The organism is Bacillus sp. AK128 (assembly GCF_053903075.1).
The window spans coordinates 2,434,962-2,460,846 of sequence record NZ_CP096379.1 but is presented as its reverse complement, the minus strand read 5'-3'; the positions used below and the strand labels follow the sequence as shown (position 1 = coordinate 2,460,846).

At 34.2% G+C, this 25,885-nt stretch carries 24 protein-coding genes and 2 pseudogenes; 20 read left to right on the top strand and 6 right to left on the bottom strand.

Annotated elements, in window-relative coordinates; all coding sequences use genetic code 11:
* Positions 1-159: 159 nt before the first annotated feature.
* The 6 genes and pseudogenes from M1D60_RS12230 (at position 160) to M1D60_RS12205 (ending at position 5,029) form a co-directional block, all read left to right on the top strand.
* Positions 160-1,017 carry a Cof-type HAD-IIB family hydrolase gene (locus M1D60_RS12230; protein WP_456279430.1) on the top strand — a complete coding sequence of 286 codons (858 nt, stop codon included), beginning with the start codon at positions 160-162 and terminating at the stop codon, positions 1,015-1,017.
* A 102-nt stretch (positions 1,018-1,119) separates the two neighbouring features.
* Positions 1,120-1,677, top strand: a complete 558-nt coding sequence (locus tag M1D60_RS12225) for a peptidoglycan-binding domain-containing protein (protein WP_456275163.1) — start codon at positions 1,120-1,122, stop codon at positions 1,675-1,677.
* A 125-nt stretch (positions 1,678-1,802) separates the two neighbouring features.
* Complete coding sequence (locus M1D60_RS12220; protein ID WP_456275162.1) at positions 1,803-2,366, top strand: cysteine hydrolase family protein; 564 nt, start codon at positions 1,803-1,805, stop codon at positions 2,364-2,366.
* 250 nt (positions 2,367-2,616) lie between these two features.
* Entirely contained in the window at positions 2,617-2,919 is a 303-nt protein-coding gene (locus tag M1D60_RS12215) for an STAS domain-containing protein (protein ID WP_456275161.1), read from the top strand.
* A gap of 34 nt (positions 2,920-2,953) precedes the next feature.
* Positions 2,954-4,024, top strand: a pseudogene (locus M1D60_RS12210) (cache domain-containing protein); the annotation flags it as partial.
* A gap of 57 nt (positions 4,025-4,081) precedes the next feature.
* Entirely contained in the window at positions 4,082-5,029 is a 948-nt protein-coding gene (locus tag M1D60_RS12205; RefSeq protein ID WP_456279429.1) for a methyl-accepting chemotaxis protein, read from the top strand.
* A gap of 92 nt (positions 5,030-5,121) precedes the next feature.
* Here the strand turns inward: M1D60_RS12205 and M1D60_RS12200 are convergent, their stop codons facing one another.
* Positions 5,122-5,628: a hypothetical protein gene (locus tag M1D60_RS12200; RefSeq protein WP_456275160.1), complete on the bottom strand. Its 507-nt coding sequence runs from the start codon at positions 5,626-5,628 to the stop codon at positions 5,122-5,124.
* Between the two features lie 236 nt (positions 5,629-5,864).
* Here M1D60_RS12200 and M1D60_RS12195 point away from each other — a divergent pair, with 236 nt between their 5' ends.
* The 5 genes from M1D60_RS12195 (at position 5,865) to M1D60_RS12175 (ending at position 9,913) form a co-directional block, all read left to right on the top strand.
* A complete protein-coding gene (locus M1D60_RS12195; RefSeq protein ID WP_456275159.1) occupies positions 5,865-6,569 on the top strand; it encodes a hypothetical protein in 705 nt (234 codons plus the stop codon).
* Positions 6,570-6,787: 218 nt separating this feature from the next.
* The gene (locus M1D60_RS12190) at positions 6,788-7,315 is read left to right on the top strand and encodes a sigma-70 family RNA polymerase sigma factor (protein WP_456279428.1); all 528 of its coding nucleotides are present in this window, start codon (positions 6,788-6,790) and stop codon (positions 7,313-7,315) included.
* On the top strand, positions 7,300-7,725 hold the full coding sequence (locus M1D60_RS12185; protein WP_456275158.1) for a PadR family transcriptional regulator: 426 nt from the start codon (positions 7,300-7,302) through the stop codon (positions 7,723-7,725). Before M1D60_RS12190 ends, M1D60_RS12185 begins: the two co-directional genes overlap by 16 nt.
* On the top strand, positions 7,718-8,983 hold the full coding sequence (locus M1D60_RS12180; protein ID WP_456275157.1) for an FtsW/RodA/SpoVE family cell cycle protein: 1,266 nt from the start codon (positions 7,718-7,720) through the stop codon (positions 8,981-8,983). The genes M1D60_RS12185 and M1D60_RS12180 overlap by 8 nt, the downstream gene beginning before the upstream one ends.
* Positions 8,984-9,049: 66 nt before the next feature.
* Positions 9,050-9,913, top strand: coding sequence for a dimethylarginine dimethylaminohydrolase family protein (locus M1D60_RS12175; protein WP_456275156.1), 864 nt, complete (start codon positions 9,050-9,052; stop codon positions 9,911-9,913).
* A 66-nt stretch (positions 9,914-9,979) separates the two neighbouring features.
* Here the strand turns inward: M1D60_RS12175 and M1D60_RS12170 are convergent, their stop codons facing one another.
* On the bottom strand, positions 9,980-11,026 hold the full coding sequence (locus tag M1D60_RS12170) for an aromatic acid exporter family protein (RefSeq protein ID WP_456275155.1): 1,047 nt from the start codon (positions 11,024-11,026) through the stop codon (positions 9,980-9,982).
* Between the two features lie 443 nt (positions 11,027-11,469).
* On the opposite strand from M1D60_RS12170, the pseudogene M1D60_RS12165 reads away from it, so the two are divergent.
* The 3 genes and pseudogenes from M1D60_RS12165 (at position 11,470) to pruA (ending at position 15,200) form a co-directional block, all read left to right on the top strand.
* Positions 11,470-12,304: pseudogene (locus M1D60_RS12165) on the top strand (GNAT family N-acetyltransferase).
* Between the two features lie 407 nt (positions 12,305-12,711).
* Complete coding sequence (locus M1D60_RS12160; protein WP_456279427.1) at positions 12,712-13,629, top strand: proline dehydrogenase family protein; 918 nt, start codon at positions 12,712-12,714, stop codon at positions 13,627-13,629.
* Between the two features lie 23 nt (positions 13,630-13,652).
* Positions 13,653-15,200 carry an L-glutamate gamma-semialdehyde dehydrogenase gene (gene pruA, locus M1D60_RS12155; protein ID WP_456275154.1) on the top strand — a complete coding sequence of 516 codons (1,548 nt, stop codon included), beginning with the start codon at positions 13,653-13,655 and terminating at the stop codon, positions 15,198-15,200.
* 54 nt (positions 15,201-15,254) lie between these two features.
* Here pruA and M1D60_RS12150 read toward each other — a convergent pair whose 3' ends face one another.
* The 3 genes from M1D60_RS12150 to M1D60_RS12140 form a co-directional block, all read right to left on the bottom strand.
* Complete coding sequence (locus M1D60_RS12150; protein WP_456275153.1) at positions 15,255-16,112, bottom strand: EamA family transporter; 858 nt, start codon at positions 16,110-16,112, stop codon at positions 15,255-15,257.
* A gap of 132 nt (positions 16,113-16,244) precedes the next feature.
* Positions 16,245-17,597 (bottom strand): class II fumarate hydratase, encoded by a 1,353-nt coding sequence (locus tag M1D60_RS12145; protein WP_456275152.1) that lies wholly within the window; start codon positions 17,595-17,597, stop codon positions 16,245-16,247.
* Between the two features lie 143 nt (positions 17,598-17,740).
* A complete protein-coding gene (locus M1D60_RS12140; RefSeq protein WP_456275151.1) occupies positions 17,741-18,190 on the bottom strand; it encodes a S1 domain-containing RNA-binding protein in 450 nt (149 codons plus the stop codon).
* A gap of 206 nt (positions 18,191-18,396) precedes the next feature.
* On the opposite strand from M1D60_RS12140, the gene M1D60_RS12135 reads away from it, so the two are divergent.
* Positions 18,397-18,783 carry a RidA family protein gene (locus tag M1D60_RS12135; RefSeq protein ID WP_456275150.1) on the top strand — a complete coding sequence of 129 codons (387 nt, stop codon included), beginning with the start codon at positions 18,397-18,399 and terminating at the stop codon, positions 18,781-18,783.
* Between the two features lie 111 nt (positions 18,784-18,894).
* Here the strand turns inward: M1D60_RS12135 and M1D60_RS12130 are convergent, their stop codons facing one another.
* A complete protein-coding gene (locus tag M1D60_RS12130; RefSeq protein ID WP_456275149.1) occupies positions 18,895-19,113 on the bottom strand; it encodes a hypothetical protein in 219 nt (72 codons plus the stop codon).
* A 233-nt stretch (positions 19,114-19,346) separates the two neighbouring features.
* Between M1D60_RS12130 and M1D60_RS12125 the strand changes: the two genes are divergently transcribed.
* The 5 genes from M1D60_RS12125 (at position 19,347) to M1D60_RS12105 (ending at position 25,812) form a co-directional block, all read left to right on the top strand.
* Positions 19,347-21,041, top strand: a complete 1,695-nt coding sequence (locus M1D60_RS12125) for a M3 family oligoendopeptidase (RefSeq protein ID WP_456275148.1) — start codon at positions 19,347-19,349, stop codon at positions 21,039-21,041.
* A gap of 290 nt (positions 21,042-21,331) precedes the next feature.
* Positions 21,332-22,024 (top strand): response regulator transcription factor, encoded by a 693-nt coding sequence (locus tag M1D60_RS12120; RefSeq protein WP_456275147.1) that lies wholly within the window; start codon positions 21,332-21,334, stop codon positions 22,022-22,024.
* Positions 22,017-23,018: an ATP-binding protein gene (locus tag M1D60_RS12115; RefSeq protein WP_456275146.1), complete on the top strand. Its 1,002-nt coding sequence runs from the start codon at positions 22,017-22,019 to the stop codon at positions 23,016-23,018. The genes M1D60_RS12120 and M1D60_RS12115 overlap by 8 nt, the downstream gene beginning before the upstream one ends.
* 99 nt (positions 23,019-23,117) lie before the next feature.
* Positions 23,118-23,879: an ABC transporter ATP-binding protein gene (locus M1D60_RS12110; protein WP_456275145.1), complete on the top strand. Its 762-nt coding sequence runs from the start codon at positions 23,118-23,120 to the stop codon at positions 23,877-23,879.
* Positions 23,869-25,812: an FtsX-like permease family protein gene (locus M1D60_RS12105; RefSeq protein WP_456275144.1), complete on the top strand. Its 1,944-nt coding sequence runs from the start codon at positions 23,869-23,871 to the stop codon at positions 25,810-25,812. The genes M1D60_RS12110 and M1D60_RS12105 overlap by 11 nt, the downstream gene beginning before the upstream one ends.
* Positions 25,813-25,885 lie beyond the last annotated feature (73 nt).

The window sequence follows — 25,885 nt, the reverse complement described above, 5'->3', positions numbered from 1 at the left end:
TAAGAAATTAAACTTGGCCAAGTCTTAATGATTTGGCCTTTTTTCATTTCTTTTAACAAACTAATCTGTACACACAATTTGATTAAACGATCAAGTTATAGTTAAAGGTTTGAAAGGAAAAACTAGAGGGTATTCATATAGCAATACAAGGGGTGTTTAATTATTATAAAATGTATCGCAATAGACATGGATGGAACATTATTGAATAACGATCATATTGTAAGCAATGAAAATGCACAAGCTGTAATGAGGGCACAATCAAAAGGGATTAAGGTAGTGGTTGCAACAGGAAGGTCTTTTAAAGAAGCTAAATATGTTCTTGTTGAAGCCGGGATTCACTGCCCTATTATTGCTGTAAATGGCGCAGAAATGCGTAACGAAGAAGGACAGTCAATCTACTCAAATCCACTTGCCAAACAAAAAGCGAGAGAATTAGCTGAACTCCTTCAAAAACATGATGCTTATTATGAGTTATATACAAGTGAAGGGACTTATACAAAGGATTATGATAAGGCATTAACCGTAATCATGGATATATTTATGAGTGCAAGTATAAGAAGTAATTATGATAAAGCAATAGAAGCAGCGAAAGACCGTTTTGATCAGGGAATGGTCCATCTCGTTGATACTTTTAAACCTTTACTTGAAGATAACAAAATACCTTTATACAAATTTATTGTTTTTTCATTTGATGAAGAAAAACTAAAAGCGGTTCATCATGATCTCAGGCAACTACACGATGTTGCGATTACCTCATCTGGTAAAGAAAACATTGAAATTAATAGTATTCAAGCTCAAAAAGGGATTGCCCTTTCCGCCTTTGTAAAGGAGCAGAAAATAGAATTAAATGAGACGATGGCAATTGGTGATAATTACAATGATATTTCGATGCTTAAAATAGCGGGAAGAGCTGTTGCGATGGGGAATGGACCTGTGGAGGTCCAAAAACATGCTCATATCATTACGGATTCGAATCATGAAAACGGTGTTGCGAAAGCCATTTTTGAAGTCTTATAAGAAATGGTTATCTAAAAACCTCATAATTTTCTTGAATTCTGAAACAATTTATATAAATCTCCCGTTACATAGTTGAAATGACAATTAAGGGAGATGGATACATTGAATAAATGGAAGACGTTGTCAGCGACAGTTTTGACTGCATCTGTGTTGTTGTTAGGAGTACCTACAGGAGCTACTGCTGCCGAAGAAAATATTAACTACTCAATTTTTGATTTATCAGGAATGTTAAAAGAAGGATCAAAAGGAGAAAATGTGAAAATGATGCAACGTGCCTTGAACGAGGCTATGGGTGCAGAGTTAACAGAAGATGGTATGTTTGGTCCAAATACTAAGAGAGCTGTTATCGCTTTTCAAAAATCAAAAAAATTACTTAAAGACGGTGTATACGGACCTAATACACATGCTGCTTTATCAAAAGAGGTAAACTCATTTGGTTTTGATGATACTCTATTAAAGCTAGGAAGTCGCGGGGAAGCCGTGAAAACTCTTCAAATGGGCTTAAAGGATATGAGCTATGAAGTAACAGTAGATGGTATATATGGACCGCAAACAAAAGCGGCAGTAATGAAGTTCCAGGAACGATTTCCTGAATTAGTAAACGATGGAGTTTTTGGTCCAAATACAAAAACAGTAATGGATAAAGTATTAAATGAATAATTCTCATTTACAAAAAGGTGTAGAGTGTGTTCTCTACACCTTTTTTGTATGACCAATAAGGTACTGTGCAGAATAGAATTAAGCAGTAAGTAAAAATAAGTAAATAAAGATAGGAGAATGCCGTTATGAACCAATTTCTTAATCCACCGGTACTTATGATATTGGATGTTCAAAAGGGGTTTGACGATCCATATTGGGGGAAACGAAACAATCCGAATGCGGAGGAGAATATTCTTCAATTATTAATGGAATGGAGAAAGCGAAGCTGGAAGGTTGTCTTTTCTCTACATTTATCGCTTTTACCTAAATCTCCACTTAATCATAAGAATAAGGAAGGTACAGATTTTAAAGAAAAGATTAAACCGGAACCAAACGAAAAAGTATTTACTAAAAATGTTAATAGTGCATTTATTGGTACTCAACTAGAGTCTTATTTGCGAGAAAATAAGGTTTCTACAGTTGTCATTACAGGTCTTTCAACTCAGCACTGTGTATCCACAACCACCAGGATGAGTGGTAATTTAGGGTTTGATACATACCTAGTGTCTGACGCAATTGCTGCCTTCGAAATTAATGACCAGAATGGAAACCTTCATACTCCGGATGAGATTCAAAGAGTCGAACTTGCTACGTTACATAAAGAATTTGCAACGATTATGACGACAAAGCAAATTTTAAAAAAAATTTAACAATTGGCAAATAGACCCTCATATTAACTTTTGTGGGTCTATTTACCAATTGTTAAAATAAGATACTTTTCTGCACTAATTATTTGTAAAGCGCAGACTTTTAGCTTATATACTCTAAAAAAAATAGGACCCTCCTACAATAGTATAGGAACGTATTACTATATGGTAAGTGGAGGATTGATGATATATTTAAAGCGCTAACAAGGATAACGCCAGAGACATAGACATAAAAACCTTAAGGAGAATTTAAATGAACATAACAATCGAAGTCATACATGATGTGGTCCAGATCACATTGAAGGGTTCAATGTATGTCAAGCAATCTATTACTCTACGAGAAGAAGCATACCAATATATTCACCAAGGATTTAAGGAATTTTCTTTTGATATGGAATCACTTGAATACATTGATAGTGCTGGTTTAGGTGTTTTAGTGGGTCTTCATAAGAAAGTAGTAGGAATGGATGGCAGAGTAAAGCTAATAAAGCTAAGTGAACCAGTTAAAGAGATTTTAAATCTAACAAGATTAAATCTAATATTTGACACTAAATAATATACTGTGACTTACTACTAAGAGGTGAACCATCATGAAAAGGATAAAAATAAAACGACTTGCAACCAAGATGACGATCTTATTATTAACACTGAGTATTATCCCAATGGGTATTTTGAGTTTTGTAAGTATTTATAATTCTTCAGAGGCTATTGAAGAAGAAAAATCAAGTAAACTTACGGCTGTGAGAGATATCAAAAAAACACAGATTGAAAACTATTTTATTGAGAGATTTGGAGATATAGAAATACTTTCAAAGAGAAATTTAATTATAAGTTCTATGAGCGAGTTTGATGAAGTAACGGCTATTCATGAAATAGATAGCTCAGCATATAACGAAGTTAGTTCTAAGTATCATGAAGATTTAGAGTACTTTACAAACAAATATGGTTATTATGATTTAATTCTTATTGATTCAGCAGGAGACATTGTGTATACCGTAGCTAAAGAATCAGATTTGGGAGAAAATGTTGTCAATGGTACATTAAAAGATACGAACTTAGCGCACGCATTTGATGTTGCTAAGACAGATTCAGCTTTAGAGGACTATGATTATTATGAGCCTTCTAAAACATATGCATCATTTATTGCAGCACCGATTAATGATAAAACCGGTCGTTTCCTTGGAGTGGTGGCACTGCAAATTTCTGATGAAGCCATTCAAAGAATTATGAATGAGAGAACTGGGATGGGTGAATCTGGTGAGACGTATATAGTAGGACCAAATAAATTCATGCGATCAGATTCTATTTTTACAGAAGAATTGGATATTGGTGTAAAAGAAATTGATACAAAAGCAACACAGGAAGCATTAGCAGGAGTTACCGATGTACAACTCATTAAAGATTATCGTGGAATAAATGTATATAGTGCATATGCACCGTTAGAGATTGCTGGGATGCAGTGGGCAATCGTTGCTGAAATTGATGAAGCAGAGGCAAAAGCACCAATAAAAACATTAACAATAGCTTCTATTACTCTTTTAGGAGTTTCAGCGTTAATCGTTGCAGGTATTTCAATCTATTTTGCTCGTTTGATTAGTAAACCAATTATTGAAGCAAGTGAAAGAGTTAAAGAAATTGAAAAAGGAAATCTCTCTCATGATCCTCTGAAGGTAAGTAGTAATGATGAGGTCGGTGTGCTTGTTCATGCATTAAATGCTATGAATAAAAAGATGCATGAACTAGTTGGTGGAATTAGGAAATCAGCAGAAGAATTAACTTCCGGTTCAGAGGAAACAGCAGCATCTGTTGAGCAAGTTACTGCATCGGTTGAAGAATTAAATCGAGTGGTACAAGGACTTGCTGAAGATTCTACCAAAGGAAAAGATGCAACATTAGAAGCGTCACAATCATTAATACAATTATCTTCTTTAATTCAACTAGCGAAGGAGAAAGCATCAACTGGTATTGTTAGTTCTCAAAATACCATGCAATCTGCTAAAGGCGGTGCTGAGAAGGTAGAAGAAACGATTAACAAAATGGGTGAAATTGAATTTAAAACAGAAGAAACCCAATTGTTAATTAAGGAATTAGAATTATATTCAAATGAAATTGGTCAAATTACTAGTACAATTACATCAATTGCCGAGCAAACAAATCTATTGGCTCTCAATGCTTCCATTGAGGCGGCTCGAGCTGGTGAACATGGTAAAGGTTTTGCCGTAGTAGCAGAAGAGGTTCGTAAACTAGCAGAACAGTCTAATCAAGGAGCAGCAGAAGTATCAAAACTAACTCAAAAGATTGCAGAACTTACTCAAAAATCTGCTATTTCAATGACTGAGAGTAGAAATATTGTCAACGAAGGAACAAACGTTGCAAAAATTGCAGGCAAATCGATCAATCAAATAGTTGAGGCTGTAAACGAAACTGTACAAGCGATAAGTGAAATAGATGAAATTACAAGTGATGAAGTAGCCACTTCTGATGCAATTGTAAATTTAATAAACAATTTATCGACGATTGTAGAAACAACAGCAGCAAGTGCAGAAGAAATGATGGCTTCATTTGAGGAAACAACAGCCTCTATGCAGAATGTTAGTGCAGTATCGGAAGAGTCTTCTGGAATGGCAAGTGAATTAACGAGTTCTGTTGAAAAGTTTAAACTTTAAAAATCATAACTAAAACAGTGAAAGAGTAGATTTCAAAATCTACTCTTTTATTGTTTTGTATCCAGAGGTATATTGAATGTTATTCAAACCAACTAAACATTTTTACTCTTCTTATTTACCTTCTCTAATGTTTCACTTTCGGGTTTATTTTGAATGGAAGAATCAAACATATTTTTTGAAACTGAATTTAGCTTATTTAGAAACCTGTTAAAACCGAATCCGACAAAGAATGCAATGCAAATTTGGGCAAAAGGTCCGTCAGCATGATCTGTGAATTCAATAAATAAAATTCCACTTTCAATTAAAGTTACGGCAATAACAGCCGTACCTGTTGCGAATATTGGGTAAAAGATATACATGATCCAAACTCTATAATCATCTAGCTCTCCCTTCATATAATTAGAACAAAACATGTAAAGATGGCGAAGGGATCCACCTATAGCTCCTGCAAAGAAAAAATATAAAAAGATTTTAATCTCAGTAATCACTGGGAATGTATCATCAAAATAACCCGTCCAAAGGAAACCGACAGCTAAAAAGCTACCAAAAAACAATAATGAAAGATAGATTAAAATCACTGTTTTTAACCAATTTTCCAATTAAACACCTCGCTTTTCTTAATCATCTTTATAAGTATTTATATGGGAAAACTACGTAATCTGTTAAAGTAACATAATAATAAAAAGTAAAAGGGCTATTTTCAAATTAGAGAATGGCTATTTGGATTGAATGAATATTTGTACTCAAAAAATGTATTTTAATGGTAAAATCATGTAAGGAAGATTTATAAGATATACCATTATGAAAGTGGATTCTTAATATTTGAGGTGATTAAGTGATTGAACTAAACTTATTATTTATTTTACTTTTACTAACAACACTTGCTCGTTATCTTGTATTCGGTGTGTTTGAACTCCATATTTTTGCGACTATTTTCTTATTTCCAGTTGGAGCTCTAGTTATCTATATAATTAGTAAAAGAATGTCCCGAAAAGAACTTTTCTATCAACCTAAAGATATTCCAGGGTGGTCGTTTTATAATATTCAAAAGTCTATTATGATTAGAAAACCCTTATTTCATGGAGATATTCAGAGAGGGTATGTAAAACGGTATTTCCCCCAAAAATGGCAATATGCTTTTGCTGATATTTTCGGTTTTAATTGGTATTTGTCTCTTGAAATTAAAATTGACCAAGATCAATACGATGTGCGTTGGTATCGTAAAAAATGGTTTACCCAACAAGATCAATGGTTTATAAGTAGAAACGGTGAAAAAATTGGAGAAGCACACACATTGATTAACCTTAAAAACACAGCAAAACTTAAAGAGGCTATTAACTATAAAATTTATAATAATACTTACATGTCGTCGGCGTCGACTGTAACCTCAACCATTGCTCTTACTGAAGGTGACTCTTCACTGGGTACACTAAAGAGAAATCATATAATTAGTAACATACAAGTCATTGACATAAAAGAAAACAAACCAGAGCATCTTGTTGCCTTAATTATTCATTCATTCTATTTCAAGAATAAATAAAGATATTTTTTACTAACAAACCATACATATTTTAGTGACTGCTCACTTAGTTGATAAAGAGTATTTTAAATTTAGAGCCTGGATTTATCAGGCTCTTTTCTTCTGTTTTTGGATCTAATTTTAAGGATATTTTTTAAACTGTAAAACTTAAATTAACACAAAGTCGTCTAATAGGTTGAAAGGAGCAGGTTATATTGGAACAGAGCATTGTTGCACAGATGACAATACAGGATAGAGAAGAAATTATTGATCTTTTAATGGAGCAATATGGAGAGGAATTATTATATCTTATATATTCTTACGTAAAAAACAAGGAGGTTGCAAAAGACCTTACCCAAGAAGTATTTATTAAATGTTTCCAGAAATTAAACCAATATAACCAGAAATCCTCCCTAAAAACTTGGCTCTGGCGAATTGCCATTAATCACTGTAAAGACTACTTGAAAAGCTGGCAATACAGACATATTGTAGTCTCTGAAGAAAAATCTAAGCTTTCCTCAAGCCAAAAATCGGACGTTGAAAACTTAATCATTCAAAAATATGAAGACGAGGAACTAGCACTCACCGTGATGGATTTACCAGACCCCTATAGGGAAGTCATTTATTTATTTTACTTTGAGGAGCTTTCGATTAAGGAAATGTCATATCTAACAAAATTAAATGAAAATACGATAAAAACCAGGCTAAAAAGAGCAAAGGAACTATTAAGAGAATGCTTGGAGGTAAAATCATGGAAGAGCGTTTAAAAAACTTTAAGAGAGCAATGAAAGAAAATGTATTAGAAGATCTTACGTTCAGTGAAGATCAAAAGAAGAGCATTAGACAGCAGATTAAGAATATGAATGAATCTTCGGAAGAAAATATGCTTTTATCCATTCTGCAGTTACTCATGCAAGAAAGAACAGGATTTGAATTATATAGACTCCTTCGTGCGAGAGGTTTAAAACAGTATGAAGATAAAGAGGGTTTATTGTATTCATCATTGCATCAGCTTGAACAAAAAGGTTATCTACATTCAAATTGGAAAGATTATGAACAGAAGTCCTATCAGCTTACTAACAAGGGCAAAAAAATATTAAAAACGATTGAAAATAAAGACCGTTCAAAGCTATATAATTTAAAAGAGCTACTTAGAGAGGTGACAATTTGTGAGTAGATTAAAGGATAGCTTCTTATCAGAAGTGCTCCAAAACATAAAATCAACAGAGGCTAAGGAACTAGTGCATAAAGAGTTAAACTATCATATAAAACAGTCTAAATCGGAGTTGTTAAAAAATGGTATTAATGAAGTAGAGGCAGAAGAACAAGCAGTAAAACAAATGGGAAGCCCAACTGAGATTGGCCATCATTTTAATAGACTCTATCGTCCTAAAATAGACTGGAAGCTATCTAGCTTATATATTGTCATTCTTTTTATGAGTTTACTGCCCATTATTTCTATTCAAGATCAATATACTGAAAACTACTTCTTGAAACAAATGATTTATATTGTTTTAGGAACTATAATTGCATTTGCAGCAATGTTGATTGATTATCGAAAAATAGAAAAAACAGGCTGGTTCTTTCTTGCAGGAGGTTTGCTACTATTACTAGCTCTAAATCAATTTCCAAATGCAATGGTGAATGGAACAAGTTATATCAATATCGCAGGATTTACAATAAGCGGTACAACCGTATTACCTCTATTATTTGTATTTTGGGCTTTTTATTTCTCAAAGGAAAACCCAAACTTATTGATTGCTTTAGGAATTTTCCTATTTACTGTATTCATGTTTCTGGGATTACCAAGCTTACCGGATTTATTTATTTACAGCGTTCTAGTCTTGGCTTTATTTTGTGGTAGCTCATTTAAAAGAAAAACCAAAAAAATAATAATTGGAGCTAGTATAGGCACTTTAATTACTTCTTTAATAGCCTTTTGGATTTTATCTGCCGATTATCAGAAACTCAGAATCCTTGCTTTTTTAGAACCTGAAGAATACGCGCAAAATGCTGGTTATATGTATATAAGGATTAAGGAATTATTAAATAGTGGTGGTTGGTTGGGAAATCAAGTAACTCCAAAACTTGAAGTGGGTATGACCACAGATTTAGCTTTTGTAAATATTACTTACTTTTATGGTTGGTTATTAGCGGGCTTTTTATTTTGTTTACTTTCTTTACTACTGGTTAGAATGGTAATGGTCTCAATTCAGATTAAAGACCGTTTTGGGAAACAGCTTGTTATAGGTGTATGTTTACTCTTTTCTATTCAATTTGTGTATAACATTGGAATGGTCTTAGGTTTTCTTCCAATCATTTCAATGACACTTCCTTTTATAAGTTACGGATTAACGCCAACTGTTTTAAACTCTTTTCTTATTGGTGTTACATTAAGTGTATATCGGAGAAAAAATCTAATTGTAAGGATATAAGTTGGTTATAAATAATACCATCAGTTTTGGAAAACCTATTAGTAATTCTTTAATAGGAGTGTCAATATGGAAAAAATAACAAATGAAAATAAAAAAACGTTTTGCTTTACGGAATATGATGAGTTAAAAAAGGTTGTTTTATGTCAGCCTCAATATATGGCAATACGTGATGCTATAAATGAAACACAAAAGCACTTCGCGAATGAGGGAATACATATTGAAACAGCTGTTAAACAGCATAATGATTTAGTAAAGACATTAAAAGATCACGGAATTGAAGTCACCCTGTTACCATATCATAAAAAATATCCTGAGCAGGTATTTACACGTGATATTGGAGTGACCATTGGACAAACGATTTTTGTTACTCATATGGCCCATGAGTTAAGAAAAGGGGAAGAAAATGTCTTAAAGCAATGGCTTGATGATGAGGAAATCTCTTACTTTAACCTATTAGAGGATATGATTGAAGGCGGAGATGTGGTTATTGATCGTGATACAGTCTTTGTTGGTTTGAGTAATCGAACGAATCAAAAAGCTGCCGATCACTTACAAAGTATATTAAGTGACCATAAAGTTGTTTCAGTTGAGTTTCAAGAGAAGTATTTACATTTGGATTGCGTATTTAACATTGTCTCTCCTGATACTGCGCTTATATATCCAGATGCATTTACACCTGACAAAATTGAGATTTTTAAAACTCGTTATAATTTAATTGAAGTAGACGAAGACGAGCAGTTTACATTGGGTACAAATGTACTGGGGATTGGAAATAAGAAAATCCTTAGCGTTCCCGTTAATAAAAAAGTAAATAGTGAGCTTCGTAACAGAGGCTTTGAGGTTATTGAAGTAGACATTACCGAAATTATTAAATCAGGTGGATCATTCCGTTGCTGTACACTTCCTTTATTACGTGCTGAAAGTAAATAGAATTTCAAACAGCCTAGCCAAAAGTGCTAAGCTGTTTTTTTGTTTTATGTCTTTTTTCAATGATCATTATCCTTGGTTTAAATATTTCATTTCCAATGATTGTACTTTACACAATTCATTAATCAGATCATGGATAGAAAGTAACTCATAAAGAATGGCGGTTTCGGGAGATATATGGTGTCCAGTTTCGGATATTTCATGGTCAGAAAAATGTTGATTGGAAAATAAAGTGCTAACTTCTTCCATATTATGATGAAAGTCTTCCTCACACAGGAACGATTGATTACTTAGTGTATTCTTAATTGAGGTAACCGTAGAAAGAATTAACTTTTTTCTACTTTCCTCTATGCTCACATGATAAAAAGGTAGGTATACTAGGTTGCCAATATGAAACACGAGTTGACGTAAGAGGATTAATTTTTTAAATTCATAATGGAACAGTCGAATAGCCTTCCGATTCACCCGATGGTATTTCCATTCTTCCTTTTGGTACTGGCAGATGGTTTCAGCTTTATCAATGTGTTTGATTAAGTATTGAAAATCTTGTCGGATTTTCTTATCAGCGGGTTGTTTTTGAAACCATTCATTAGCACGCTTTTCTAATATAACACCTGATTTCTGAAACAACGATTGGACTTCGTTTGCTATAGTCCTAGAATAATTTGGCGGCAAGATAAAGAAATTCACGAGTGTGGATACTATTAGTCCGGTGCTTGTTGTGCCAAGGCGTATAAATAAAGAAGCAGCATAGTGGTCATGAACAGTTGAGATCATGGCTACCCCTGTTAAGGTAGCAACTAGGGTACCATCATGTAGCTTTAACTTATGGCAGGAAATGATCGTTGTAAATGCAACAAGTGCATACGTATATGGAGTATCTCCTAATAAATACGTGAAAACTACAGCTAACCCAGCTCCAATTACTGAAGCGGGAAATCTGACAAATGCTTTTTTAATTGAATCTCCAACAGTTGGCTCAATTGTTACAATCGCCGTTATAACTGCATACATTGCTGGCCAATTTAGCATATGGCAAATAAATGCCGTTAAAAAGACCGCGATTCCTGTTTTAATGATTCTTCCTCCGACAAATGTAAATCTCTGTTTATTCATAAAACTCAAACCTTCTTTAGTATTAGAAATACAAATTTTAATAGAATGTATAAAAATAAATACTCTATTTTATTGTAACCTCTCATCTTAAAAAACATAACCCGTAAGTGACATAAAGGAATTTTACACATTAATGTAGAACTTATTTTAAATCCTAATGGGTATAACAAATATTTGTTAATGAGTAGTTTGAAATCACTGAGAAAAATTTATAGTTATAGAGGGTTTATAGCTTAGTACTTTTTTAGAAAGCTGTGTTAAAGTACAGTGTTGATTTTTATCAGAGTTGATTGAAGTGGAAGGATGCGAGACTCCTGCGGTAGAAGCGTGGTGAAGGAGACCCCACAGGCGGTAACGCCGAGGAGGCTCCCGAACCAAGCGAGTGTCCTGGAACGGAAATCAACAACAGTCTTTAACAGAGTCTCTTAGAAAGAAGGGAATGTATGATTACAGAGCTTAATAAGACTGATTTTTATAAGTGTAAGCATTTGTTAAATGAAAGAGGGCAAGTAGAAGCAAAAGCAGTAGTTAGTGGTGTTAACCCTGGGAGAATCTTTGTTGATCATCTAACAGCACCTTCCTCTGGGTTTATTTGGTTAGGAAATAATGATGGGTTTATCTTTATTGGAGATTCCGAAAATAAGAAATTTTATAGTGAGATTAACCACTTCTTTGATCAAGTCATTATACCGGAAGCAAAGGCGTTTGGTTTGAACTGGTTTGAAGGTGTAGGTAATCATTCGAGCTGGAACACAACAATTAACCAACTGTTTGAACATCGTAATTTAGGATGTTGGAATCAACGAGTGTACACCTTAAAAGTAGAAGATTATAGGTATGAACATGAACCTACTATTGAACGTCCATACACTATTATTAAAATTAACCCCACTTTACTTGAAAATAAGGATTCTTCTATTCACAACATTAAGTTCTTGCATGAGAAAATTCTAGAGTTCTGGTCTTCGATGCAAAGCTTTATTGATCATGGAATAGGTTATTGTATGGTTCATAACAATGACATTGTAAGTGTTTGTTTTTCAGGTTTTGTCTTTAACAATGTACATGGTATTGATATTGAGACAATGATGGAACATCGAGGGAAAAAATTAGCTCAAAAATTAGTGCATATGTATGTGAAAGAATGTTTTGCGAATAGTTTACTTCCTTACTGGGATTGTATGGAAAAAAAATAGTCCATCTGTTTCAATTGCTGAAAGCATCGGTTTTAAAAATACTTATAATTATATAGGGTATGAATTTCAATTTACTACATAAGTGTATTACTGCTCTTTTATCTAAAGTTAAGGTTGTTGGGGGTGAATAATAAAGTGAAGGGAAATTTAACAAAAAGGATACACATTATTTAGTAATGAATGCCCTTCAAGTATTAACTGTAACATTATCAAACTAAATCATTATTAACTATTAATGCTCAAGCTTGGATCAACCGAAGCTTGAGCATTATTTTGTTCAAGTCACTTGAATGTTTTACACAGTTTAGATACTAATTTTGTATTTTGTTCAAATTGTTTTAATTCGTTTCAGATGATGAATTTATAATAAGAATCTCAAATTAAACGTTTTGTACCTTTAATCGTCGGGAATGTGATTAAGGAAGGAAATTCTAACAAGAGCTTAAGGAAATGATGGTATAGTACCAGACATGATTGGGGGGATAAATGGTGCAGGCAATATCAAGAGACTTATTCTTATATCTATCAAAAAATAAAACATTGAATAGAGCAGCCCAAAACTGGGGGGGAGAACTTGCTACTGGGAATATTATTGGAGGAACAGATTTTTCAAGTTCCATCCACACTATTAATGAGTTAAATAGTCAAGGATTCTCTGTAACGGTTGATCATCTAGGAGAGTTTGTTACTGATCAGGAAGTAGCAACTGAACGTGCTAATGAATGTATAAAAACGATCGAAATGATTTCAAATAACGGATTAGACTCTCATGTTTCATTAAAATTGACATCGTTAGGACTAGGTATTGATGATCGGTTAGTATATGAAAATATGAAACGAATCTTAGATACTGCTGATAAACATGAAGTTATGGTTACGATTGATATGGAAGACGAACTGCGGTGTCAAAAGACAATTGACATATTTAAAGAGTTTAAAGAACAATACACCTACGTTAGTACTGTCCTACAAGCCTATCTTTATCGAACCAAGGATGACCTTACTGACTTACAATCCTACCACCCGTTCTTAAGACTTGTTAAGGGTGCCTATAAGGAATCAGCTAGAGTGGCATATCCTGAGAAAAAAAACGTGGATGAAAACTTTAAAAAGTTGATAAAGAATAATTTACTGAATGGTTATTACACCGGAATTGCCACACATGACGATAAAATCATTGAGTACACCAAAAACCTCGTAAAGGAGCACGGTATAGGGTTAGATACGTTTGAATTCCAAATGTTATACGGTATGAGGAGCACGACCCAAATGGAGCTATTGAATGAAGGATTTAACGTACGTATATATGTTCCTTATGGAGAAGATTGGTATGGATATTTCATGAGAAGACTTGCGGAACGACCTGCTAACCTTGCGTTTGTTTTGAAAGGACTAGCTAAAAAATAGAAAAACAGAAAGGTTGATGAAACATGACAACAGCTTATAAGCACGAACCATTTACAGATTTTAATAATGAAGCAAACAGGGTTGCTTTTGAACAGGAACTAGAAAACGTAAAAAATGTTTTAGGTAGAGACTACCCTCTTGTAATCAATGGAGAAAGACTCTCTACTGAGGAAAAAATTCATTCTATTAATCCAGCAAATAAAGAGGAGATTGTCGGTTCTGTTTCAAAAGCCAGACAAGAACATGCTGAAATGGCCATTCAAGCAGCGGCAGATGCCTTTGAAGAATGGAGATATTGGAATCCAGAGGAAAGAGCGAATATATTATTTCGTGCTGCAGCCATTATCCGTAGGAAGAAACATTTTTTCTCTGCTCTATTAGTAAAGGAAGCTGGAAAGCCTTGGAAAGAAGCAGATGCTGATACGGCTGAAGCAATTGACTTCCTAGAATATTATGGTCGTCAAATGATTGAACTAGCACAAGGAAAACCTGTTAACAGTCGTGAAGGAGAAATTAATAAATATATTTATACTCCTACAGGTGTATCCGTTGTTATTCCACCTTGGAATTTCTTATTTGCCATCATGGCAGGTATAACCGTTGCACCAATCGTAACGGGTAACACAGTTGTACTAAAGCCAGCTAGTGCCACACCAATTATTGCTGCATTATTTGTAGAGGTATTAGAAGAGGCAGGTTTACCAAAAGGTGTAGTTAACTTTGTTCCGGGGAGTGGAGCTGAAGTTGGTGACTACTTAGTTGATCACCCGAAAACAAGTATTATAACGTTCACAGGGTCTCGAGAGGTGGGAACACGTATTTTTGAACGGGCTGCTAAGGTTCAACCAGAACAAACTCATTTAAAAAGAGTCATTGCTGAAATGGGAGGAAAAGATACTGTCGTTGTTGACAAAGATTGTGATATTGAGTTGGCTGCTCAATCGATATTTACCTCAGCGTTTGGATTTTCTGGACAAAAATGTTCAGCAGGATCTCGTGCAGTAGTACATACTGATGTTTATGACGAAGTATTAAAACGAGTGATTGAGATTACTGAGCAAAAAATAACTGGAAATCCGGAAAATGCGGAGACCTATATGGGTCCTGTTATTAATCAAGGGTCTTTTGATAAAATTATGGAGTATATTGAAATTGGTAAGGAAGAGGGGCGATTGGTAAGTGGTGGTAAGGGAGATCATTCAAAAGGCTACTTTATAGAACCAACCATATTTGCTGATTTAAATCCTAAGGACCGATTAATGCAGGAGGAAATCTTTGGCCCAGTTGTTGCTTTTTCAAAAGCAGAGAACTTTGACGACGCTCTAAAAATTGCGAACAACACAGAATATGGATTAACTGGTGCAGTCATAACGAATAACAGACAGCATATTGAGCGTGCAAAACAAGAATTTCATGTAGGAAATCTATATTTTAATAGAAATTGTACAGGAGCAATCGTTGGGTACCACCCATTTGGTGGTTTTAAAATGTCTGGTACTGATTCAAAGGCAGGCGGACCAGATTACTTAACTCTTCATATGCAACCGAAGACAATTAGTGAAATGCTATAGTAATTAGAAACAAAGAAAGCGGCAGTGGAGACAAAGGCTCTACTGCTTTTTTGCTTACAAGATTAAAAAACCGGTCCCAATAGTGATAAGCATTCCACCTATAACAGTAAATTTAGTTGGTTTTTCTTTTAAAATAAAGATACTTAGTACCATCGTAATAACGACACTAAATTTATCAATAGGTGTGACAACACTTACTTTTCCAATTGCAATTGCTGCGAAATAACATAACCATGAGAACCCAGTTGCTGCACCTGAAAGTATTAAAAATATATAAGATTTTTTTGAAATAGTTTTCAGTTCTCTTGTTGTTTTTTGAAAAAACACAATTCCCCAAGCGAAAATAATAATCACCACAGTTCTTATAAACGTAGCAACATTTGAATCAACATCTTCAATTCCAATCTTCGCTAAAATGTTAGTCAGAGAAGCAAAAACAGCCGAGAGGACTGCTAGAAATATATAATTGGACTTAATATCCTTTTTTTGTTTCTCTTTTCTTCCTATCAATACAAATGTTCCAATTGAAATAATGATTCCTCCCGTTACAACGAGAGGTGTTGCAGGCTCTTGCAGTATAATAAATGATAAGAGTATGGTAAGGATAACACTGGCTTTATCAATCGGAACCACTTTAGACACATCACCAATTTGAATGGCTTTGAAAAAGCATAGCCATGATAATCCGGTGGTGATACCTGAGAGAATTAGAAAGATTAAAGAATGCATCGTGACCGAAAACAGCTCACCAGTTTGTCCAGTAATGACGACCATTATAAACGCCATCAGAACAACGACGATTGTACGAACGGCAGTAGCTAAATTGGAATCGACATTCTCGATTCCAATTTTTGCAAGGATTGCCGTAAATGATGCAAATAATGCGGCGAGAAGGGCTAGAATAATACTCATATTATCAACTCTTTTGAATTTAATTTACCTGGTTGTTAATCTCTCTTTAGTAGGGCATCTTACAAATAATTATTTATTCATTTTTGTAAAATTCAGAAATCTAAACCATTCCTCTAGGATCTAATAATACTTCTATTTCTGGAGTAAATAATCCTTTTTCTTCAAGTACCGCTTCAAGCTTTTCTTCTCTGTATCAGCTTGTTTCCCAATCTGAGAAGCGAGATCATACCCCATCATTGGGCTTAGCGCTGTAACTAATGATAAGCTTTCTTCCATCCATTTCTTACAATTATCCTCTTTTGCCTGTATACCATTTATGCACTTATTCACCAATGTCATAAGTGCATTTGACATGATATCAATAGAATGAAGTAAGGTATGAGCAATCACTGGCATCATCACATTTATTTCTAGTTGACTTGCCATAATTGCTGTCGCCATAGCACTCTCAAATCCAATAACTTGGCAGCATACCATATGTGTCATTTCTAAAATAGCTGGATTAACTTTCCCCGGCATTATTGTCGATCCTGGTTGTACTGAAGGAAGAGTAATTTCCGCTAAACCTGTTCTAGGCCCTGAACTAAGTAACCGAAGATCACTAGTAATCTTTATTAAATGAACAGACAATTCCTTTAGCGCTAATAACATTCGCATTGAGGCATTTCTATTTTGCATGAAAGAAAACATATTTTCAGGCTTACGAAAGGGAAGGTTGGTTCTTTTACAAATCTCTCGTATTACAACAGGCTGATAACTTGGTATACTATTCATCCCTGTTCCAATTGCTGTTCCACCCACACCAATTTCATAAAAAGAATCTAGGACAGTTTCAATATTTTTATAACATTCTTTAATTGTTTCAGAAAAGCCTGCAAACTCTTGTCCTAAACGAATAGGCACTGCATCATGTAAATGAGTTCTACCACTTTTAAGGATTGGCATTAATTCAATGGATTTCTTTTCTAGAGCCTGCTGCAATTTTAATAAATTGGGTAGTAGGTTCTCTACAGTGTTCTCTGCTGCGGCAATATGTAGAGAAGATGGAAAGGTATCATTTGTAGATTGAGACATATTTACATCATCATTAGGATGTACGAGATTAGATTTTAGAGATCCCCCCATGATTTCAGAGGCACGATTGGCAATAATTTCATTTGCATTCATATTCTGTGAGGTACCAGCTCCTGCTTGATAAACATCAATGACAAATTGATGGTCCCATTTGCCTTGGATGACTTCCTCAGAAGCAACTAAAATAGCCTTACCTTTGTCTTGATTAAGTTTTCCTGTTTCCATATTGGCAACTGCAGCAGCAGCTTTAATAATTCCTTGTGCTTTAATAAAAGACCGGGGTAAACGGATCCCACTGATTTGATAATTAATAACAGCTCGTTGAGTCTGGGACCCATAGTAAGCAGAGGCAGGTACCTTAATTTCACCAAGTGGATCACTTTCTGAACGGTATAGGTCTGAGGATTCCATATTTCTCTCCTTTGTGATTCTTATTTAATCATTATTCTTTCCGGGAGAGGGGAGTATTATATACTATTTTTTAAGGAACAGGAAATAGGCAACCCAATGAATTGGCTTGCCTTTGTTATATAAATAAAAATTTATTGTTGGAATTATCCGCGTCTTCCGCCTCTACCGCCACGTTTTGTCTCGGTACTACGTTTTAGAGTAGATAAGTTTTCTTCACTACTCTTTAGAAAACGTGCCATTTTATCTTCGAAGCTCTCTTTTGGTTTGAAATTACCCTTAGAACGAGAGTCTCTAGATGAGCCACCGTCTCTACCTTGACGAGGTGGACGTTGAGAATAAGAAGAGGTTTTTACTTCAGGTCGATCAATCGCCTTTTTAATAGAAAGTGCAATTTTTCCGTCCTTTTCACTAATAACCTTCACTTCAACTTGGTCACCAACTGTAAGATGTTCGTTCACATCTTTAACATAGCTATCTGCAACCTCACTGATATGGACGAGACCTGTTACGCCTCCTGGTAATTCTACGAATGCTCCAAAATTAGTAATACCTGTTACTTTTCCTTGAACCTTGCTTCCGATTTCGATTGACAAAAAATTTCCCCCTTAAAACTTTTAACAACGAACATATTATACCAAATTATAAGATTAATATCTATTAGTGTGTATAGGTTTACGATTTTTAATAAAAAAAAATGAAAAAAAGTGATGTTATTACTTAACTTTAGCCTAAAAATTAAAAAACGATCAATAACTTTTTCGAATGGGGTGTTTAAATCAAGTATAAAAAGGAGCCTTACATGGAAATCAAAAAATTAAATCCTAAAAATGTAGCACCACCGATTGCTCAATACCATCATGTAACCGTTATTCCTAGAAATGCTGAATTAATTGTTTTATCTGGACAAGTTGGAAATGATAAAGATGGTTCAATCCCGGTTGATACTGAAACTCAATTTTCTAATGCTTTAGATAACATTAAATCTATTTTATTAAGTGAAGGAATCGATACAAATAGCATTTTTAAAATTTACATTTGGTTAACTGAAAAAATGAATAGAGAATCTTATACACAAAAATGGAGTGAATTCCATCATCAATCTCCACCAGCTACGACCTTAGCATATGTTGCTGCGTTAGCTAAACCAGAAATCAAAGTTGAAGTTGAAGCGAGGGCTGCGAGGTAATGAAGGGGAATTTAGATTTTTATTAATATTCTTTTATGTTCTGGGTAGTAGAAAAAGGAGCTATTGTTTAACGAAGCCCCTTTTCTATATTTTATAATCTTTTTGTGAAACTTAACGTTTTTTCTTCTTAGAATCTATGGCTGCTTGAGTAGTTTTAATAATGGCATCTAAACTGACTTCAACAAATATTTTCTTATCATCGACTTTAGTAACCTTTGTGACTTTACCTTTTCGCCCCTTGATCGTTAAAGATTCTCCTTCAGAAGGTACTTGTCTTCGCAACTGATTTAATAAGAGGTTTTTGTTTTCAAAAAAATGGACATTAAACATGATCTTCACCTATTTCTTATCAAAATGATTACATCATTCTTCATACTGTAACCTTCATATAAAATATTTTCAGTTCTCTAGATTTATACCAAACGAACATTGTTTTTATCGTTTTAACAGCAGATATGTATTTCGTATCACGAAATTTATTATCGAAAATGATAGAATTTTGTGATATATTCAATTTATGGAATATTTACATATCTATACGAAAAGTATCAAGGGGGATTTTTATGCAATTTAATGACTATCAATACATAAGACCTAACGTGGAAGAGGTAGAATCAGGTTTCCAACAACTATTGGTAAAATTCCAATCAGCTGAATCTTTTGAAGTTCAAAATGAAGTCATGAAAGAAATAAATGGGTTACGTTCTGAGTTTGAATCAATGAGACAGCTTGTTCAGATTCGTCAAACGATCAATACGACAGATGAATTTTATAAAAAGGAAAAAGAATTCTTTAATGAAGTCGGACCAGCTTACCAAGGTCTAATTACAAAATATTATGAAGCTCTTACAGGCTCAAACTTTCGTACTCAACTAGAAGAGAAGTGGGGCAAACAGTTATTCCAACTTGCTGACAGTCAGCTTAAAACCTTTTCACCTGAAGTTCTAAAAGACATGCAGGAAGAAAATAAACTAGTAAGTGAATATGTGAATTTACTTGCTGCTGCGAAGATTCCATTTGATGGAGATGTGAAGAACTTATCTCAACTTGTTCCATATCAGCAATCTCCAGACAGAGATGTACGTAAAGAATCAAATGAAGCTAAATATAAATTCTTTGTCGAGAATGCTGAAAAGTTAGATGAGTTATACGATCAGCTCGTAAAAGTACGGACAAATATTGCTAAAAAACTAGGATTCTCTTCTTTCACAGAGTTAGCCTACGCTCGTTTATCACGTACAGATTATGATGCGGAGATGGTTGCAAAATTCCGTGATCAAGTTAAAGAGTATATTGTGCCTTTAGCAACGAAATTAAAGAAAAAACAACAGGAACGGATTGGCGTAGATACGTTAAAGTATTATGATAATAGCTTTAGCTTTAAAACTGGAAACCCGGATCCTAAAGGAGACGCTGAGTGGATCGTTGAACAAGGAAAAAAGATGTATGAAGAAATGTCCCCTGAGACGAATGACTTTTACACGTTTATGGTGGAAAACAATCTCATGGATTTATTAAGTAAGTCAGGAAAAGCAGGTGGAGGCTATTGTACATACATTAGCAAGTATAAATCACCTTATATCTTCGCTAACTTTAACGGAACAAACGGTGATGTACGGGTGTTAAAGCATGAAGTAGGGCACGCCTTTCAAGTATTTGAAAGCCGTGGTTTTGAAGTGCCTGAATATGGTTTCCCAACTCTAGAAGCTTGTGAAATTCATTCAATGAGTATGGAGTTCTTCGCTTGGCCATGGATGGAGTTGTTCTTCAAGGAGAATACCGACAAGTATAAGTTCTCACATTTAAGTGAAGCTGTATTATTTATCCCTTATGGAGTTGCGGTAGATGAATTCCAGCATTTCGTATATGCAAATCCAGAGGTTACTCCGGAAGAACGCAAGCAAGCATGGAGAGAAATCGAGAAGAAGTATTTACCTCATTTAAATTATGAAGGAAATGATTTCTTAGAAAACGGTGGATTCTGGCAACAGCAAGGTCATATATACAAAGTCCCATTCTATTATATTGATTACACACTTGCACAGATTTGTGCCCTTCAATTCTGGAAGAGAAATCAAGATGATGCAGAGGTTGCATGGAAAGATTATTTACACCTATGTAAACAGGGTGGAAGTAAATCCTTTACAGAGCTTGTCAAAGAAGCGAACTTAATTTCTCCATTTGAAGATGGTTGTGTGAAATCAGTTATAAATGAAATTGAGGTTTACTTAGATTCCATCAATGATAAAGCCTTGTAGAAACCAACACATATAAAAATCCCCCTTATTTAACTGTTGATCAGATAAATAAGGGGTTTTTATCTTTTATTGGAATAATGATAGAGATGATAGAGCTATGACTTTTCTATCCAGTAACTTATTAAAAAACAGTCTCAGTAAAAGAATTGTGAAATCATCCAATAGATTATTTATCAAAAAACATGATTAATCTTTTAACATTATTTAACAAAATAGGATAATGATGATTTATACTATAGTAGCAATAATAGCTTATTGTACAAACTAGCAAAAAGAACGTGGTGATTAATTTGTATAAACTATTAGTAATAGAAGATGACGCAACTCTTTTTGAAGAGATTAAGAGTCGGCTTATAGGATGGGGGTATGAGGTAAATGGTATCTCAGACTTTAGCCAAGTGATTCAAGAATTTTCAGCCATTAATCCAGACTTAGTAGTGGTTGATATTCAACTACCGAAATACGACGGTTTTCATTGGTGTCGTATGATTCGTGCGCACTCCAATGTACCGATTATATTTTTATCATCTCGTGATCATCCATCAGATATGGTTATGTCTATGCAGTTAGGGGCAGATGACTTTATTCAAAAGCCTTTCCATTTTGATGTGCTAGTGGCAAAAATACAAGCTACTCTTCGCCGTGTATATAATTACAGTATAGGACAGACCTATTTAAAAACATGGTGTAATGCCACAATAGATTTTGAAAAGAATACGGTCTCTAATGAAGTAGGAAGCATTGAATTAACTAAAAATGAGATATTCATTCTAAAAGTTCTAGTCGAGGATAAGAACAAAATTGTAAGTCGTGAAAAGATCATAAATAGCTTGTGGGATGACCAACGTTTTATTAGTGATAATACATTAACAGTAAATATTAACCGGCTACGAAAAAGATTAGATGAAATTAACTTGGGTCACTTTATCCAAACGAAGGTTGGTCAAGGCTATGTGGCAACGGAAGAGGTCAGCAATGATTAAGGAGTTTTTAATAGAGAGACGTAGTTGGATACTCTTATTTATTATTCAACAACTTCTCATTATCTTTATTGCTTTACTTGATGTAAGCATTCCAGTCCAACCAATCTTGTATATAAGTTTTCTTTCAATCATCATCTTTGTTATTTTCATAGGCATTCGCTTTAATAAAGAAACTTCATTTTACAAAAAGATTAGTGAGCGAGTTCAAAACTTAGATCTAGATTCAGTTCCAGAGTCTACTAGTCCTTTTGAAAAAGTTATTGAAAATAGTATAACTGAACATCTTGCACAACTAAAAACAACACTCTCTGATTATTCTATAACGATTGAACAGGAGAAGGATGACCTTTTAGCATGGGTTCACGAAGTAAAAACCCCCTTAACTGCTATGAGTCTAATGATCGAGAGAATAGAGGATGAGAAACTTAAGGCACATCTTACATTTGAATGGCTAAGAATATATTTGTTATTAGATCAGCAGCTTCACCAAAAACGACTTTTCACCCTTGAAAACGATGTGTGTATTGAACGGTTAGACCTTCAACCAATTGTTTTTAGTGAGTTAAAGACTGTTCAATCCTGGTGTATTCAAAAGGGAATCGGTTTTGATCTTAACCTTGAGGCTCCCCATGTTTTAACTGATGGGAAATGGTTGGCATTTATAATAAGGCAGCTTATAACAAATGCCATCAAGTATAGTGATGCGGATATAACCATTACTAGCTATATGGAAAATGAGCAAGTAGTCTTAGAAGTAAAGGATTTGGGAAGAGGGATTGATAAAAAAGATCTTCCGCGTATATATGATAAAGGCTTTACATCTACTTTAGATCATCTTGAACAATCAGCATCGGGGATGGGTCTCTATTTAACTAAAAAAGCTGTTGATTTTTTACACATAAACTTAACTATTACCTCGAATCTCGGAGAAGGTACGACCTGCAAATTAACTTTTCCTAAGAATAATGATTTTGTACATATAACGAGCATGTGACAAAAATGTCACATGCTTCTTGTATTTGTTAGGTGAAACGAAGGAAAACGATAAACGCAGTTTTTATAATAAAGCTATCAAGTAAAAGGAGAATGAGTGATGAACATTTTAGAGGCAAAAAAGATATATAAAACATATGGAAACAAGTTAAACAAGCAGGAAGTGCTAAAAGGAATTGATATGACCATTAAAAAAGGAGAGTTTTTAGGTATTATGGGTTCTTCTGGTTCAGGAAAAACAACCTTACTAAATGTCCTTTCATCGATTGATCAAGTTAGCAATGGAAGTATTGAAATTGAAGGGAAGGAAATGACTTCCATGAAAGAAAAACAACTAGCTGAATTTAGAAAAAGAAACTTAGGATTTATCTTTCAGGATTATAATCTTTTAGATACATTAACGGTAAAAGAAAATATTTTATTACCTTTATCAATCTCAAAAACACCTAGAAAAATTGCACTTGAAAAATTTGAGGGTTTGGCAAAGGATTTAGGAATCTCTGAGTTAAGAGATAAATATCCAAATGAAATATCAGGAGGCCAAAAACAGCGTACATCGGCAGCGCGAGCTTTTATACATGATCCAAGTATCATTTTTGCCGACGAACCTACAGGAGCTTTAGATTCCAAGTCAGCTTCAGATTTATTGAACAAATTAAGTGAACTTAATCAAAAGCGTATAACTACGATTGCAATGGTGACACATGATCCAGTTGCTGCAAGCTATTGCAGTAGAGTTATTTTTATAAAAGATGGAAAAATGTACACACAATTAAATAAAGGAGAGGAATCGAGACAAGAATTCTTCCAAGCTATAATGAAAATACAGGGTGTGTTAGGTGGTGTTCAATATGAGCATTAACCAACTTATTTTTCGAAATCTAAAGAAGAATGTTAAAAATTATTACTTATATGTATTTGCACTAGTGTTTAGCGTAGCGTTATATTTTGCCTTTGTAACGCTACAATATGATCCAGCTTTAGATGAAACAAAGGGCAGCATTAAAGGTGCTGCAGCTATTCGAACAGGTTCAATTCTACTTGTTTGGATTGTTACGATTTTTCTCATATATGCAAACAATTTATTTATTAAACAACGTAGTAAGGAGATTGGGTTGTTTCAATTAATTGGAATGACACGTAGTAAAATCTTTCGAATACTTACAATTGAAAATTTCCTGCTTTATTTTTGTTCATTAGGCTTTGGTATTTTCATAGGTTTTTCGTTTTCGAAGTTGATGTCGTTGATCCTTTTCAAAATAGTTGGTGTAAATGAGATAGCACGGCTACATTTCTCTGTTCAAGCATTTACACAAACACTTATCGTGTTTGGAATCATTTTCCTACTAATGATGATCATGAACTATTCTTTTATCAAAAGGCAAACCATATTATCGTTGTTCCATGTGACTTCACGAACAGAAAACCGAACCATGCATTTTTCCATGATTGAAATGTTGGTAGGTGTTGTCGGAATTGCCCTTATTCTTATAGGCTACTATATATCTTCAAAGCTTTTTACTGGTGATTTTACTGAATTAAATGAGTTATTTTTAGCTATGACATTTATATTAGCGTCTGTCATTATTGGGACATATTTATTTTATAAAGGTTCTGTAGGCTTTATTTCAAACCTAGTAAGGAAGCGGAAGAAGGGGTACTTAGCTATTCACGAAGTGCTTTCATTATCAACTATCATGTTTAGAATAAAGTCGAACTCGTTCTTACTTACTGTCATTACGACCCTATCAGCCTTGGCAATTGGATTATTATCATTAAGCTATATCTCTTATTATGGTGCGGAGAAAATGGGGTCAAATAATGTTCCTGCTGATTTTTCGTTAACGAATGAAGAAGATGCTGTTTTATTTAAGAAGGCTTTAGAGGAAAATGAAATTAAGTATGGTGAGACGAGGATTGAGGTATTGATGGCTATAGTAGATGCATCAGAGCTTTTTGATATAACTCTAAGCAATGTACTACTAGATCCAGCTGCATTAAGAGTACCGGTTATTAGTGATCGTGCCTTAAAGGATATTGATGTAAACGATAATGAGATGATTTTTACTGGGTATAGTGATATCCTTCGAAAGTTTATGCCTATGGAAGGTTCAGGTTCTATTATATGGAAAGGGCAAAAGGAGTCCATTACACAAACGTATTTGGGATTAAATAAAGAATATGTAATTTCTTGGTATTTTACGAATGGTGGTATTCCCACAGCAATAGTCGATGATTCAATCTTTCACCGCTTAAAGGCAGATCAGCCTCCAGATATCCAAGGGGAGAGTTCCATTTATATCGGAATATCTATATCCGATCAAAACATGCTTCAGCAAGCAAATGAATTGTTCCAAAACTTGTTTACAAATACTTCAGGACATCATTCCCAGTTGGATTTAGTTCTAAGCCAGAAAAACACAATGGGTCTTATGATGTTTATAGTTGGGTTCTTAGGATTAACTTTTCTTGTTACTTCAGGATGCATTCTTTACTTTAAACAAATGGGGGAAGGCGAGGAAGAGAAGGGACAATATACAATTTTAAGAAAGCTTGGATTTACTAGAGAAGACCTGCTTAAAGGAATTCAAGTGCGACAATTGTTTAGCTTTGGTATTCCATTAGTTCTAGGACTTTTTCATAGTTATTTTGCGGTACAATCTGGGTGGTTTTTATTTGGTACAGAACTCTGGACACCGATGATTCTTGTGATGATCCTGTACACAGCTCTGTACTCGATTTTTATTCTGTTATCTGTGCTTTATTATAAGAAGGTTATTCGAGAGGCACTTTAATATAGGGGAAAGAGGTAGTTAGTAACTAATTAAAAGGTTAGGGTAACTACTTCTTTTTTATTGTTTATTATTG